The sequence below is a fragment of the Streptomyces sp. NPDC031426 genome, from assembly GCF_055581585.1.
This window is the reverse complement of the sequence record NZ_JBVIJE010000002.1, coordinates 312,502-327,228: the sequence shown is the minus strand read 5'-3', so window position 1 is coordinate 327,228 and position 14,727 is coordinate 312,502. Positions and strand designations below refer to the sequence as shown.

The 14,727-nt window shown below is 71.5% G+C and carries 13 protein-coding genes; 10 read left to right on the top strand and 3 right to left on the bottom strand.

Annotated elements, in window-relative coordinates:
- Positions 1-3: 3 nt before the first annotated feature.
- Both ACZ5NH_RS04485 and ACZ5NH_RS04480 read left to right on the top strand, forming a co-directional pair.
- Positions 4-756 carry an ABC transporter ATP-binding protein gene (locus tag ACZ5NH_RS04485; RefSeq protein ID WP_468772925.1) on the top strand — a complete coding sequence of 251 codons (753 nt, stop codon included), beginning with the start codon at positions 4-6 and terminating at the stop codon, positions 754-756.
- A gap of 306 nt (positions 757-1,062) precedes the next feature.
- Positions 1,063-1,371: an acetyl-CoA synthetase gene (locus ACZ5NH_RS04480; protein WP_468772924.1), complete on the top strand. Its 309-nt coding sequence runs from the start codon at positions 1,063-1,065 to the stop codon at positions 1,369-1,371.
- A gap of 41 nt (positions 1,372-1,412) precedes the next feature.
- Here ACZ5NH_RS04480 and ACZ5NH_RS04475 read toward each other — a convergent pair whose 3' ends face one another.
- The 3 genes from ACZ5NH_RS04475 to ACZ5NH_RS04465 all read right to left on the bottom strand — a co-directional run bounded on the left by ACZ5NH_RS04475 (position 1,413) and on the right by ACZ5NH_RS04465 (position 6,434).
- On the bottom strand, positions 1,413-4,052 hold the full coding sequence (locus ACZ5NH_RS04475) for a WD40/YVTN/BNR-like repeat-containing protein (RefSeq protein ID WP_468772923.1): 2,640 nt from the start codon (positions 4,050-4,052) through the stop codon (positions 1,413-1,415).
- Between the two features lie 105 nt (positions 4,053-4,157).
- Positions 4,158-5,282 (bottom strand): GNAT family N-acetyltransferase, encoded by a 1,125-nt coding sequence (locus ACZ5NH_RS04470; protein ID WP_468772922.1) that lies wholly within the window; start codon positions 5,280-5,282, stop codon positions 4,158-4,160.
- A 279-nt stretch (positions 5,283-5,561) separates the two neighbouring features.
- Complete coding sequence (locus ACZ5NH_RS04465; RefSeq protein WP_468773089.1) at positions 5,562-6,434, bottom strand: helix-turn-helix transcriptional regulator; 873 nt, start codon at positions 6,432-6,434, stop codon at positions 5,562-5,564.
- A gap of 136 nt (positions 6,435-6,570) precedes the next feature.
- Here ACZ5NH_RS04465 and ACZ5NH_RS04460 point away from each other — a divergent pair, with 136 nt between their 5' ends.
- The 8 genes from ACZ5NH_RS04460 to ACZ5NH_RS04425 all read left to right on the top strand — a co-directional run bounded on the left by ACZ5NH_RS04460 (position 6,571) and on the right by ACZ5NH_RS04425 (position 14,727).
- Entirely contained in the window at positions 6,571-7,398 is an 828-nt protein-coding gene (locus tag ACZ5NH_RS04460) for an SDR family oxidoreductase (RefSeq protein ID WP_468772921.1), read from the top strand.
- Between the two features lie 45 nt (positions 7,399-7,443).
- The gene (locus ACZ5NH_RS04455) at positions 7,444-8,373 is read left to right on the top strand and encodes an SDR family NAD(P)-dependent oxidoreductase (RefSeq protein ID WP_468772920.1); all 930 of its coding nucleotides are present in this window, start codon (positions 7,444-7,446) and stop codon (positions 8,371-8,373) included.
- A 27-nt stretch (positions 8,374-8,400) separates the two neighbouring features.
- Entirely contained in the window at positions 8,401-8,616 is a 216-nt protein-coding gene (locus tag ACZ5NH_RS04450) for a tautomerase family protein (protein ID WP_388625684.1), read from the top strand.
- A gap of 47 nt (positions 8,617-8,663) precedes the next feature.
- Positions 8,664-9,080 carry a PaaI family thioesterase gene (locus tag ACZ5NH_RS04445; RefSeq protein WP_388625682.1) on the top strand — a complete coding sequence of 139 codons (417 nt, stop codon included), beginning with the start codon at positions 8,664-8,666 and terminating at the stop codon, positions 9,078-9,080.
- A 689-nt stretch (positions 9,081-9,769) separates the two neighbouring features.
- Positions 9,770-11,941, top strand: coding sequence for a glycoside hydrolase family 31 protein (locus tag ACZ5NH_RS04440; RefSeq protein WP_468773088.1), 2,172 nt, complete (start codon positions 9,770-9,772; stop codon positions 11,939-11,941).
- Positions 11,942-12,065: 124 nt separating this feature from the next.
- A complete protein-coding gene (locus ACZ5NH_RS04435) occupies positions 12,066-13,274 on the top strand; it encodes a carbohydrate-binding protein (protein ID WP_468772919.1) in 1,209 nt (402 codons plus the stop codon).
- 123 nt (positions 13,275-13,397) lie between these two features.
- Positions 13,398-14,174 carry a polysaccharide lyase family 7 protein gene (locus ACZ5NH_RS04430; protein WP_468772918.1) on the top strand — a complete coding sequence of 259 codons (777 nt, stop codon included), beginning with the start codon at positions 13,398-13,400 and terminating at the stop codon, positions 14,172-14,174.
- 91 nt (positions 14,175-14,265) lie between these two features.
- Complete coding sequence (locus ACZ5NH_RS04425; RefSeq protein WP_468772917.1) at positions 14,266-14,727, top strand: hypothetical protein; 462 nt, start codon at positions 14,266-14,268, stop codon at positions 14,725-14,727.

Here is a 14,727-nt window from a genome sequence, read left to right as displayed (position 1 = left end):
CGGATGCTGCGCCTCGACTCCGTCAGCCGGCACTTCGGCGAGCAGCACGTCCTCGACGGCATCACCCTCACCGTGCCCGACGGCCAGCTGCTGAGCGTCGTCGGGCCCTCGGGCTGCGGCAAGTCCACGCTGCTGCGCACGATCGCCGGGCTGCTGCCCGCGCAGGAGGGCACGATCACCCTCGACGGGACACCGGTGACCGGCGTACCGGAGCGGCTCGCGGTCGTCTTCCAGGAGTACGGCCGCTCGCTGCTGCCCTGGCTCACCGTCCGCGACAACGTGGCCCTGCCGCTGCGCCGCAGGGGCCTCGGGCGCGCGGCCCGCCGGGCCGAGGCCGAGACGATCCTGGAACGGGTCGGCCTGCACGGGGTCGCCCGGCGCCGTCCCGGCGAGCTGTCCGGCGGCATGCAGCAACGGGTCGCCATCGCCCGCGCCCTGGTCTGCCGGCCCTCCCTGCTGCTGATGGACGAGCCGTTCGGCTCGCTGGACGCGGGCACCCGCGAGGACCTGGAGGACCTGCTGCTGGAGGTCCACCGGACGAACGGCACGACCATCGTGTTCGTCACCCACGACATCGACGAGAGCGTGTACGTCGGTGACCGCGTCGTCGTCCTCTCCCCCGGCCCCGGCTCCCGTGTGGTCCGCGATCTGCCGGTCGGCCTGCCCGGCGAACGGGACCAGCTCACCACCCGGAGCCTGCCGGGGTTCGTGAAGCTGCGCACGGAGGTCGGACGGGCCGTGCGCGGCGGCGGCTGAGGCATCCTGGGAGGCGTACTCGGGAGGCCGGGAGGTGCTGGCATGCGGTGGTGGGCCGGTGGATGTGCGATCGCGGCGGTCGTCGTACTGGCGGGGTGCGGGGCGTCGGCGGGGCGGGGAGCGGGGGCGGGAGCCGGTACCGGAGCGTCCGGGAGCCGGTCGGCGCGGCCGTCCGGGTCGCCCGGCGCCTCAAAGGCCCCGAGCGGCTCGGCGTCGAACGGTGGGACGGTCGCGCCCTCCAGGGCGCCCTCGGCCCCGGCCTCCACGTCCCCGGGAGGCTGCGTCGCCGGGCGGGCGGATGTCTCCGTGGCCCCCGGTGGTCCCGTCCGGCGCCGGCTGTGCGTGCGCCCCGGGACGGTCGTGGCTCTCACCCTGCTGCCGCGTCTCGACGACAAACGGTGGACGGGGGTGCTGAGTTCGGCGCCGGCGCTCGTGGTGGCATCGGACTGGCGGGTGCACGCGGACGGCACCGCGCACGCCACCCTGCGCTGCGCGGGCACCCGGGGCGGTACGGCGCAGGTCACCGCCGCCGCCAAGGCACCGGACATCGCCGGTGCCGCGCGCCCGGTCTTCACGCTGGACGTGGACGTGGTGCCGTACGCGCAGGAGGGGTGACCCCGGGGCCCGGGAGTCACCCCTCCTGATTCAGCGGGAGGTCAGCGGAGGTCGCACAGCCTGACCGTGTAGATGCCGCGGCCGTGCGTGGCGGCGTACAGCGTGCCGCCGTCGGGGCTCGTCTTGAGCTGGAGCACGGCGACGGCCGGCAGGCTGCCGATCCGCTGCCAGGTGGTGCGGCCCGGCGCACGGTAGACGACACCGAGGTCGGTGGCGACGGCGAGGCCGCCGTCCGCGGTCACCAGCGCGGAATCGGTGGGCACGTCGGGCAGGTTGGCCGAGATGTCCTTCCAGGTCGTCCCGCCGTCGGTGGACTCGAAGACATGGCCGACGCCCGCGCCGGGGCCCTCGGTCCAGCGCCGGGAGAAGCCGTTGACGGCGAGGAAGACATGGTCGGCGTTCTTCGGGTCCACGGCGAACCCGCTCAGGTACCGGTTGGGCACCGTGCCGTCGGCGGGCAGGCTGATGTCGTGCCAGCCGGTGCCGTCCGCGTTGCCGACGGCGATTCCGCGGGCGAACCCCTGGTTGTTGCAGGGGCCGCACCAGGCGGCGTAGATCTTCCCGCCGGACGCGGCGACGGCGGTCGCCACCCGGCCGGCGCCGAAGTCGTGGACGCTGGTCCACTCCTTGCCGCTGCGGATGACGTAGCCGTGGGTCTGCACCCAGATGTGCCGGCCGCCGGCGACCCAGGTGTTGCCGTCCTTCATGTCCGCGGCGAGCGGGGCGATGAAGCGGGCCTCGCTGGTGGCGTTGTCGGGCGGGGCGACGGAGTACGAAGTGGCCTTGCTCGGGTCGGTCGCCCAGCTGCCGTCGTTCACCGCGCAGTTCTGGGTGACCTGGACGGCGAGGTAGACGTACTCCTGGGCGATGTTGCAGCCGTTGGCGGGGTCGGTGAGGGTGTCGCCGCCATCGCCGCCGAAGTTGGAGCCCATGACCTTGTCGTCGCCGCGCAGGATGGACTGGCCGTTGTCCTGCAGGCCGCCGGTGACGGACAGGCCGCCGTGGTCGAGGTCCTTGCCGATGCCGACGGAGTAGTACTGGAGGGTGTCGATGGTGCCGTCGTTGAGGGAGGTCCAGTCGGTGGCGTGGCCGGAGGCGTCCTGGGAGCCGTTCACCGGGCGCTTGTAGACGCCGCCGTCGTTGCCGACGTACACGAAGCTCTTGCCGTGGTAGCGGCCGATCGCGACGCCGTGCTGGTCGGAGTGGGTGGTCGGGTTGCAGTCACCGGTCTGCTTGGCCGGGTCGATGCTCCAGCAGGAGAAGGTGAAGTTCCAGTACGGGCCGACCGTCGACCAGTTGGCGCCGCCGTCCTTGGTCTCGTAGACCTCTTCGAGGCCGGCGTACACGTGCTGCGGGTCGGCCGGGTCGACGGCGAGGAACTGGTTGTACCAGGCCTGGACGCCGGGCATGTAACCGGCGGTCGTCAGCGCCGAGTTGTCGGCGGCCAGGCCTTTGTAGTCGGCGACCTTCGTCCAGGGCCCGGTCGGCGAGCCGGACTTGGAGACGTAGATGCCCTCCAGGCCGCTGTCCGGGTTGGTGCTCAGCTGCTGCGGGGACTGGTCGATGGCGTAGTAGCGGGAGCCGTCGGCGGAGCGGGCGAAGGTGACGTTGCCGACGTTGCCGGCGTCGGCCGGGAGGTCACCGAGGCCGCTGGTGATCCGGGTCCAGGTGCCGCCCACCCTGGTGTAGAAGCCGTTGTAGTCGTCGCCGCCGCGCCAGCCGACGGCGAGGACCACCTTGGCCGGGTCCTTGGGGTCGATGGCGATGTCGTTGGCGATGTTCTTGTACGGCGCGTTCGGGTCGCCGGCCTTCGCACCGCCCGGCAGGAAGTCCGGGTTGGGCGCGAACTCCAGCTTCCAGGCGCCGCCCAGGTTCTTCGTGGAGTGGCTCCACACGCCCTTGCTGGTGGCCGCCCACACCTTGCCGCCGCCGAAGCGCAGCTCGTGGATGGTGGTGCTCTCCAGCTCGTCGCCGCCGACCCGGCTGCGCGCCGAGAAGGTGCCGTGGTGCGGGTGCGTGAGGACGTAGACGCCGCTGCCGAGGTAGGCGTCGGAGTTGGTGGTCGCCTCGCCCGTGCCCAGCCACAGCCGGCCGGCGCCGTCGAGGGCGAGGGCGCCGGTGGACTGGGCGGGCAGCCGGTCGCTGATGGGCTTCCAGTGGCCGCCCCCGCCGCGCGAGCGCCACACGCCGCCGCCGGCGCTGCCCGCGTAGACGTAACCGTCGTCGTCCGCGGCGATCGCCGCCATCCGGCCGGTGACGTTCCCGCCGCCGCCGCTGGAGTTGGAGTCGATGTCGCGGTAGCGCGGGTCGTCGGAGTTGTACGGCAGGTCGGTGATGTTGCGCCAACTGCCTTCGGTCCGCCGGAGGTTGTTCAGGTCGTGCCAGGCCGCGCCGTACGCACCCGGTGCGACCACACCCGGCGAGGTGCGGGCCTCGGCGTACTGGTCCGCGCCCTCGGCGATCTCGTCCGCCTCGTTGCCGTGATCGCCGTCCGCCGCCACGTGCGGTGACATGGCACCCACGGACTGCTCGCGCTCCTTGGCGAGTTGGCCGAGGACCCGCACACCGAAGGGGCTCACCGATCGCCCCGAGGCGGCGGACGGGGGTATCGCGACCAGTGCGGCGGACGCGGCGAGCGCACAGACGGTGAACCACCGTCTTCTGTGGGTTGGTACGGACACCAGGGGCCTCCTGAAGGGCATCGACACTGCCGACCAGGAGACCCGATCACGCCCGCGCGAAAACAGCCGCCGCTTGGCGAAATTTTGACGAGAACCTGCCAGTAGCTACCGCTCCGGAAGGCGATTCTTCCGGGCGGCCGGGGAAGCCGCCACGCCCTGGGTGCGCACCCTGCCCACCGTCTTCAGCAGCCGGTCGGCCGGGGCGCGCAGCTGCGGATGGGCGTTGACCGTGTTCCGCAGCCCCCGCACCGGCCTGCGCCACAGCCGGTGGGCGAGCGCCACCGGGTGCGGGCGGGCCGCGAAGCCCTCGGCGACCCGCAGTTCACGGGTCTTGAGCCAGTCCTTGTACTCCTTGTCGCCGCGCCCGAGGTCCACGAGGGTCACCCCGTGCCGGGCCGCCGCCTCGGCGGTCCGCAGATGCATCATCAACCCCGGTGAGTAGTAGTGCAGTTCGGGGTCGTAGGCGGTGAACCAGGCCGCCAGCACGGTGCTCGACCGGGGTCCGAAGTGGGCGGCGACCGGCCGGTCGCCCGCGTACAGCACGGACAGCACTCCGGTGAAGTGCTCCTCGCGGACGCGGAAGAGATGGTCGACCAGGCCGACGATCCACGGCCGGGAGAACCGGTCCATGCGGCCGGTCCTGCGGTACTGCGCGGACTTCCAGCGCATGAGGGTGCGCAGCACCTCCGGGTCGCGCTCGTCGAACTCGAACCGCACCTCGCCGATGTCCCGGCCGAGCCGCCGCTCCTTCTTCAGCGTGGTCTTGGCCAGGCCCGGGTAGGTGCTCCGCAGCCACTCCGGGTAGCCGCCGTCGCCGGGCTTCACATCGATCACCGGCGAGGCGAAGGTGCCGGTGACGTGCGAGGCGAACGGCCGCTGCTCCTGGACGAGATGGTCGAACTCGAAGATGCTGAGCCCGCAGGCCCGCAGCAGGTCCTCGGCGTTCCAGGTGACCCCGGGCCGGTGCACGAGGGCCTGGCAGTCGGACAGTCCGAGCCCGATGGCCCGTCCGGTGCCGAACGACCCCCGCTCGTACGCGAAGAACCCGGCCGGTTCCCCGCCCTCGCGCAGGACCGCCACCCGGGCCGCGCGCCGGTAGCGGCCGACGCCGATCGCGAACTCCGGTGCGAGGAAGGGATTGGAGTACTCGGGCGACTCGTCCATCGCGCGGTGCCAGGCCCCGCACAGCTCGGGCGTCAGCTCGCCGGGTCTGTGGATGGTGATCTCCACCTCAGTTCGACCGCCCTTCCGCAGGCTCCGCGAGCGGCGCGCCCGAAGCGGCGCAGACCGGTGAGGCGTGTGGATCATGGCTCATGGATCGCATGGGCGACCGCTCCCCCCATGACGCGCCGGGCGCGTCCTGCCACTCGTTCCGATGTGCGCCGCATCCCCTCCGCGCGCGACTGCTCAAACGTCGCGAAACAGGGCGCACACTGTCAAGGGTGCCTCAGGCGACGGAAGATCCGCCACGGGTCTGCCGACTTCGTGACAAGCCTGCTGCAATCCACCTCATCGGGGCCGGCGGCCCGGCTGTTCCGTCGTGGTGTCCAGGTCCTGAGTGCCGATCACCGAGAGCAGCTCCAGCTGGGCGGCTCCCTCGGTGCCGGGCGGGGCGCTGAACCACAGCAGGCGCTGCCGGCCGTCCTCGCTGAAGAGGCTGTGACAGTCCAGCTCGATGACGCCGAGCGAGGGGTGGACGATCCGCTTGTGGTCGGTGCGGCGCAGGGCCACCTCCCGCTGCTCCCACAGCTCGGCGAACTCCGTGCTGCGCCGCAGCAGCGTGGCCACCAGCCGGGTGACGTCGGCGTCCTTGGCGCGCCGGGCCGCTACCGCCTGGAGGTCGGCGGTGAACACCCGGGAGTGGTGCGGATGGTCCTCGGCCGGGTAGAGGCCGCGGGCGGCGGGGTCGGTGAACCACCGGTACACGAAGCCGCGGTGGGGCCCGCGTCCGCTCGGCATCGCACCGAGCAGCGCCACGGCGAGGGGGTTCTGCACAAGCGGTTCGTGCAGGTCGGTGATGACCTGGGCGGGGGTCGTGGTGAGCCGGTCCAGCAGGCCGAGCAGGGCGGGCTGGACGAGCGCGGTGGGCCCGGACGCCTCGGCCGGCAACGGGCGGTCGGCGAGGTGGAACAGATGGTCGCGTTCGTCGCCGCCGAGCCTCAGCGCGCGGGCGAGGGCGGCCAGGACCTGCGCGGAGGGCTGGGCGCCGCGGCCCCGCTCCAGCTCGGTGTAGTAGTCGGCCGACAGCCCGGCCAGCTGGGCCACCTCCTCGCGGCGCAGACCCGGGACCCGGCGCCGCGGGCCGGTGGGCAGGCCGGCGTCGGCGGGGCGGACCCGGTCGCGCCGGGACTTCAGGAAGGCGGCCAGTTCGGCATGGTTCACGCCCTCCATGGTCGCGCCTGGGGGGACGCGTATCCAGGGGTTGCCGACCCCAGGGTGAGCGCAGCCGTGGCTGGCCCGGGCGCGGCGGCCCAGGCTGAAGGAGTTCCGCACCGCCCCGTCCGGCAGGAGACCGCTCATGTCCGCTGAGGAAACAGCCACCCGGGAAACAGCCACCCGGGAAACAGCCATCCGGGAAACAGCCGTCCAGGAATCGGCGCCCCGGGAGTCGACTGCGCGGCCCCGCGTGGCCGTGGTCACCGGGGGCTCGCGCGGCATCGGCCGGGCGACCGTGAGCCGGCTCGCCGCCGAGGGGTACGCGGTGGTGATCGGGTACGCCGGCAACCGCGAGTCGGCCGAGGCCGCCGTCAAGGAGGTCACCGCGGCCGGCGGCGGCGCGGTCGCCGTGCGCGCCGACGTCGCCGACGAACAGCAGGTCGCCGAGTTGTTCGGGACGGCCGCCGCGGAGTTCGGCGGGGTGGACGTCGTGGTCCACGCGGCCGGCCGGATGTACCTCGCGCCGATCGCCGAGCTGGACCTCGCGGAGCTGGACGCGCTGCACCGCACCAACATCCGCGGCACGTTCGTGGTCGCCCGTGAGGCGGCCCGCACCCTGCGCCGGGGCGGCTCGTTCGTCGCCTTCTCCACGTCCGTGGTGGGCCTGGCCTTTCCCGCCTACGGCGCCTACAGCGCGAGCAAGGGCGCGGTCGAGGCGCTGACCCTGGTGCTGGCCCGCGAGCTGCGCGGCCGGGACGTCACCGTGAACACCGTGGCCCCCGGGCCCACGGCCACCGAGCTGTTCCTGGACGGCAAGGACGAGCAGGCCATCGCGCGCCTGGCCGCCCAGCCGCCACTGGAACGCCTCGGCACGCCCGCCGACATCGCCGAGGTGGTGGCGTTCCTCGCCTCCCCGGCCGGCCACTGGATCAACGGCCAGGTCGTGCGCGCCAACGGCGGCATCGTCTGACCTCCAGTCCCCATCCTGTCCCGATCCCCACGCCATCGAGGAACCATGACCACGGACACTCCCCGAACGACCACCCACACACCCCGGACCATCCTGGTCACCGGCGCCTCCAGCGGCTTCGGCGCGCTGACCGTGCGCGCCCTCGCCGACGCCGGCCACACCGTCTACGCGGGGATCCGGCAGACGGCCGGCCGCAACGCACCCGCCGTGGCCGGCCTGGACCGGTACGCGGCCGAGCACGGCGTGTCCCTGCACGCCGTCGAACTGGACGTCACCTCCCAGGGCTCCGCCGACGCGGCGGTGGCCCGCGTGCTGGCCGCCGAGGGCCGGCTGGACGTGCTGGTGCACAATGCGGGCCACATGGTCACGGGGCCCGCCGAGGCCTTCACGCCCGAGCAGCTCGCGGATCTGTACGACGTCAACGTGCTGGGCGCTCAGCGCGTGAACCGGGCCGCGCTCCCCCGGCTGCGGGAACAGGGCGAGGGCCTGCTGGTATGGATCGGCAGCTCCAGCACCCGCGGCGGCTGTCCGCCCTTCCTGGGGCCGTACTTCGCGGCCAAGGCGGCGATGGACGCGCTGGCGGTCAGTTACGCCGGTGAACTGGTCCGGTTCGGCATCGACAGCGCGCTCGTCGTGCCGGGCGCCTTCACCTCCGGCACGAACCACTTCCTGCACGCCGGCGCCCCCGCCGACACCGGACGCGCGGCGGCCTATGCCGAGCGCTACGGCACCCTGCTCGCGGACCTGGACAAGCGGCTCGGGGCACTGGTCCCGCCGGACGCGGACCCGGCGCAGGTCGCGGCGGCCGTCGTACGCCTGGTGGACCTGCCCGCCGGCCGCCGGCCGCTGCGCACCCACGTGGACCCCGCCCGTGACGGCAGCGAGGTCGTCTCCGCGGTCGCCGACCGCATCCGCACCGAGTTCTTCCGCCGCGCCGGCCTCGACGACCTGCTCACCCCGTGCAGTTCCCTCTGACACCCCTCGGATCAAGGAGGAAAACCCATGCCGTTCGCGAATTTCAAGGTGCCTGCCGGCAGCCTGGACGACAAGCAGAAGGAGCTGCTCGTCACCCGTACGACCGAGTTGTATGTCGAGATCTACGGCGAGCGGGCCCGCGCCGCCACCATGGTCCTGGTGGAGGAGGTGGCGGACGGCGGCTGGGGCATCGGCGGCGGTGTCCTGAAACTCGCCATGCTCCAGGAGCCGTCCGGGGGCTGACTGACACACTGCCCGATCATCGTGGCACTCACGAAAGGCGGTACGCCATGTCGTCGCATCCCGAGCCTGCCGAGCTGCTGGCCGCCATGCCCTTCGCGGCCGGGCTGGGCATCGAGTTGAAGGAGGCCACCGCCGAGCGCACCGTCGGCTCGCTGGCCTGGTCCCGGCAGGCGTGTACGGCGGGCGGCGCCCTGCACGGCGGTGCCCTGATGGCGCTGGCGGACAGCGTCGGGGCGGTGTGCGCCTACCTCAACCTGCCCGAGGGGGCGACCGGTACGTCGACGGTGGAGTCCAAGACGAACTTCCTGCGGGGGGTCACCTCCGGGCACGTCCGTGCCACCGCCCGGCCGCTGCACCTCGGCGGCACGCTCATCGTGGTGCAGACGGACCTGCGCGACGACCGGGACCGGCTGGTCGGCCAGACCACGCAGACCCAGATCGTGCTCCGGAAGAACGCGGGCTGAGCGACCCGCCCGCGAAGGCCGGCCCCTGCTGTCGGGGGGTCGGCCTTCGTCGTGTCCGGCGGGGTTCCAGGCCCTCGCTATTGACATGAACCTGCGTCAGCCCCGAGGCTGCCTGCTTGAAGTTGCTCGATTCAAGCCTGTTTCGAGCGCTTGCGCGCACCAGTGCAAGAACAGTCAGTCCGCAGTACTGCGAGGGGAGCTGTTCCGCCGTGCAAAGATCGCGAAGACTGCGCCACCGTGTGCCGTGGCCGGCCTGGGTACCGCTGGGGCTGGCGACCGCCCTGGCGGGAACCCTGCTCGCCGCCCCGGCGCCCGCCCGGGCCGCCGCCACCGCCTCCGGCGCCGTACTCGACGCCGCGCACAGCAGCGTCAGCTGGCAGAGCCCGGTCTACGCCAAGGGCACCGGCGGCGGCACCGAGAGCTGTCCCGATCCGGCCGCCGACCCCGACGGCAAGGTCTGCGACCGCTTCGATCTGACCGTCTCGGTGCCGGACGGCTACTGGGACGACAACCCCGAGGGCGGCGTCCCCCTGTCGATCAGGTGGCAGAAGCCCTCCGACGACTTCGACCTGTACGTGTACGACGACCACGGCAAGCAGGTCGCGTCCAGCGCGGGCACGGCCGACCCCGAGGCCACGGTGATTCCGCGGGCGTCCGGGACGTACCACGTGGTGGTCGTGCCGTACGACGTGCACGACAACTCCTTCACGGGCGCCGCGTACCTGCCCGCCACCACGGACGCGGGCGATCTCACGTCCTTCTCGGGCGGCGACGGCAGCTACACCGTCGAGGCGGGACAGCTCACAGCGCGGGCGGACTTTCTGACGGGAGGCCAACTGCGGCTGCAGGCCGACCCGTCCGGCTCGCTGAGCGATCCCGCGGGCACGGCCATCGTGCGCAGGCCGCCGGCCGTGGAGCGGCGCACCTCGTCCTTCGACGCGGGCGACTACTACGGCATCCGCTCGCCGCAGGCCGTGCTGCGCGTGTACAAGAAGCCGCTGCGTTTCGGGCTGTACAAGCCCGACAACCGCACCCGGATCTGGCAGGAGGACAAGCCGCTGCGCTGGTCCACTGGCGGCATGCGGCAGAGCCTCACGCGGGGCGCGGACGAGCAGTTCTTCGGCGGCGGGGAGCAGAACGGCAGTTTCTCGCACCGCGGGCGGACGATGTACGTGGCCAACAGCTTCGACTGGAACGAGGGCGGCTACAACAACTCCCAGCCGTTCTACCTCTCCAGCGCGGGCTACGGCGCCTTCCGCAACACGTTCGCGCCGGGCGTGTACACCTTCGGCTCACCGGTGACCACGGGCCAGCAGGAACGGCGGCTGGACGCCTACTACTTCCTCGGCGACGCCAAGCAGGTCATCGGCAAGTACACGGCGTTGGTGGGCAGGCCCTTTATGCCGCCGGTGTACGGTCTCGAACCCGGCGACTCCGACTGCTACCTGCACAACGCCAACCGGGGCGAGCGGCACACCCTGGACGCGTTGAAGATCGCCGACGGGTACGCACAGCACCAGATGCCGCTCGGCTGGATGCTGGTCAACGACGGCTACGGCTGCGGGTACGAGAACCTTCAGCAGACCGCCCAGGGTCTGCAGGAGCACCACGCCCAGCTCGGCCTGTGGACCCAGGACGGCATCGACAAGCTCGCCGACCAGGTCAGGGCGGGCCAGCGGGTGGCCAAGCTGGACGTGGCCTGGGTCGGCAACGGCTACAGGTTCGCGCTGGACGCGTGCGACGCCGCCAAGAAGGGGATCGAGGACAACAGCGGCGCGCGCGGCTTCGTGTGGCTGCCGGTGTCCTGGGCGGGCGCCCAGCGCTGCGGGGTGCTGTGGAGCGGCGACCAGAAGCTGTCGTGGGACTACATCCGCTGGCAGATCCCGACCTATGCCGGGGCGACCATGTCCGGTATCGCCTACAACACCGGTGACGTGGGCAGCATCTACCGCCACGACGCGAAGATGTACGCCCGCGATCTGCAGTGGAAGGCGTTCCTGCCGGCCATCATGACCATGGACGGCTGGGCGACCGACCTCACCACCAACAAGCCCGCCGACCAGCAGCCCTGGCTCGACGGCGAGCCGTACACCTCCGTCAACGGGAAGTACCTGCAGCTGAAGGAGCGGCTGCTGCCGTACATGTACACACTCTCCGCCGAGGCGGCGAAGACCGGTGTCGGCGCGGTGCGTCCGCTGTGGCTGGAGTACCCGGACGACCCGGACACCCTGTCCGACCAGGCGAAGTACGAGTTCCTGTCCGGCCCCGACTTCCTCGTCGCCCCGGTGTACCAGGACTCCGACACGCGCGACGGCATCTATCTGCCGAAGGGCACCTGGACCGACTACTGGACCGGCCGCACCTACCAGGGCCCGACCACCCTCAACGGCTACCACGCCCCGCTCGACACACTCCCGCTGTTCGTGCGTGAGGGCGCGATCGTGCCGATGTGGCCCAAGGGGACGACGAGTTGGCAGGCCCGGGACCGGCACGAGCTGGACTGGGACCTGTATCCGGCGGCCCACGGCACGAGTCACTACACGCTGTACGAGGACGACGGGCTGACCCGCGACTTCACCGAGGGCGCCGCCGCCGTCCAGCGGGTCTCCCTGCACTCCGACGGCGGCGGGACGACCGTCTCGGTGGGCGCGAGCAGGGGCGACTATGCCGGCAAGGTGGACGCCCGCTCCTACCGGTTCACCGTGCACGGCGAGGGGGCGCCCGCGCGGATCCTCCTCGACGGCCGCCAACTCTCCGTCTCCGCCTGGTCGTACGACGCCGGCACGCAGGTCACGACCATCACCGCACCGAGCCTGCCGCTGGACCGGGGCTTCACTGTGCGACTGGTCGACGAGAGGTAAAGGAATCGTATGGTCTAGTCCAAAGAGCGTGTTGGTCTAGTCCAACTTGTTGACGTGACCGCAACAGCTCCCGGAGGGTGGGGCTCCCCGCTCTGGGGACTCCCCCACTCTCTGGAGGCACGCAGTGAGACGTCTTCGGGCATGTCTGGGCGCGGCGGCGGCCGTCACACTCGCCGCCGCCGGCACGACCGCGCTCATGGCGAGCAGCGCCTCGGGCGCTACGAGCGCGCTGAGCAACCGCTGGTACGCCGCCGCCCCCTATCTCATGCCGCTGGACAACGACCCGCCGGACCCGGCGGCCATCATGGATGCCACCGGCCTGAAGGCCTTCCAGCTGGCCTTCGTCCTCGCCCCCAACGGCGGTGGCTGCTCGCCCACTTGGGGCGGAACCGCGCCCGTCTCCTCCGACACGGCCGTGCAGTCGTTGATCAACACGATCCGCGCCAAGGGCGGTGACGTCTCGGTCTCCATCGGCGGCTACGGCGGCACGAAGCTGGGCCAGGCGTGCGCGGACGCGGCGGCCACGGCGGCGGCCTACCAGCAGGTCATCACCAAGTACGGGCTGCACGCCATCGACTTCGACCTGGAAGAGCCGGAGTACGAGAACAGCGCGGCCATCAAGAACGAGATCGGCGCGGCCAAGATCCTCCAGCAGAACAACCCGGGGCTGTACGTCTCGGTGACGACGGCCGGTACGGCGGACGGCACCGGCTGGTTCGGCAAGCAGATGCTGCTGGAGGCCAAGTCACAGGGGTTCACCCCGAACAACTTCTCCATCATGCCGTTCGACGGCGGCTTCAACGGGGCGGCGAGCCAGACCAGCGCGCTGACCAACTTCAACTCGATCCTGCAGTCGACCTTCGGCTGGGACCAGGCGACCGCGTACGCCCACGAGGGCTTCTCCGGCATGAACGGCCGCAGCGACTCGGGCGAGTACTTCACCCAGGCCGACTTCCAGACGGTGCTGGACTACGCGACGAGCCACAACATGGACCGTTTCACGTTCTGGTCCCTGAACCGCGACCGGCAGTGCAGCCCGCCCGACAACGGGGGCCGTACCTCCGGGACATGTTCCAGCGTCACCCAGAACTCGTGGGACTTCGCGAAGTACTCGGTGCAGTTCGCCGGCGTCACCCCGCCGACCCCGACGCCGACGCCGACCCCCACGCCGACACCGTCCTCCTGCAAGCCCGCGTGGAGTTCCACGGCGGTGTACACACAGGGGAACGAGGTCTCCTACAACAAGCACAACTGGAAGGCCAAGTGGTGGACCCAGAACGAGGTGCCCGGCGCCTCGGAATGGGGGCCGTGGCAGGACGAGGGCGCCTGCTGAGCACTTGACGTGTCTGGTTCAGACCTCTAGCTTCTCGGGTCATCAGCGACCAAGGATGCGTTCAGAGTTCATCATTCTGAACGCATCCGCGTCCGCCTCAGGTTCGCGGAAGGGACCCCCCACATGACCCGATCCCGGCTCCTCGCGGTGCCGACCACCGCGGGACTCGCTCTCACCCTCGCCCTGCTCGGCAGCCCCAGCGCGGTCGCCGCCGATCCGCATGTCGCCCCCGGCGGCAACTTCGACCTGTCGGTCTGGGAGCTGCAGGAGCCCGTCGGCTCCCCCGGCAGCCCCACCACCATCCCGCCGTCCCGGCTCCAGGGCCCGAACGGCTACCAGGACGCGTACTTCTACACCGACGCCCGGGACGGCGCCATGACCTTCTGGGCGCCCGAGAAGGGCGTGACGACCCCGAACTCCAACTACGCCCGCTCCGAGCTGCGCGAGATGAACCGGGACGGCAGCGCCGCCGACTGGGCACTGTCCGGCTCGCACCGGATGAACGCGACCCTGCGCGTGGTGTCCGTGACGAAGAACGTGTGCGTCGGGCAGATCCACCTCGGCAGCGGCGGCTCCTCCACCAAGCCGCTGCTGGAGCTGTACTACCACGCGAACGGCGACATCGTCCTCGGCACGGAGAACTCGCCGTCCGGCGGGCAGACCCCGCACACCGTGGGGCATGTGCCGGTCGGCAGGACCTGGAGCTACACCATCGCCGTTTCCGGCGGCAACACCGTCGACCTGACCGTCAACGGCACCACCACCCACTACGGGATCCCGTCGTCGTTCCAGCGGTACAAGCAGTACTTCAAGGCCGGCTCCTACAACCAGTCCTCCTCGGACAGCACGACCAACGGCGCCCGTGTTGCGTTCTACGGCCTGACCGTCGCACACGGGTGACACGCGGCGCGACCTGCGCGATTGGTGCAAACCGCCGCACGGTCGTAGCGTCGAGTGGACGGTCGAACACAGCACGACGGTGGGAGCGGCCATGCGCGGAGCACTGGTGGGAACGGCGGTCACCCTGGCGGCAGGAGCCCTGCTGACCACGGCAATGACGACGGCCTCGGCCAGTCCCCCGACCCCCCACGGGACCGGCGTGAAGGCCAGTACCGCCCGGCCCGTGCTGGTGGACTGCTTCTTCCACCGGAACGTCCGCCCGACCGACTTCATCCTGGCCTGCGGCGACGGCAACAGCCGGCTCGCCGGACTCCACTGGACCCAGTGGGGTCCGGGCGGGGCGAAGGCCGAGGGCGTGAACTGGGTCAACGACTGCAACCCGTACTGCGCCGCCGGCACCTTCCACCAGTACCCGGTCGTCATCCGGCTGACCGGCGAGCAGCAGTGGAAGAAGCATCCGTCCTTCGAGCGCTACGCGCAGATCAGCCTGACCTACACCGGCGCCCGGCCGGACGGATTCAAGCAGGTCATGACCTACCCGCTCTGGGACTGA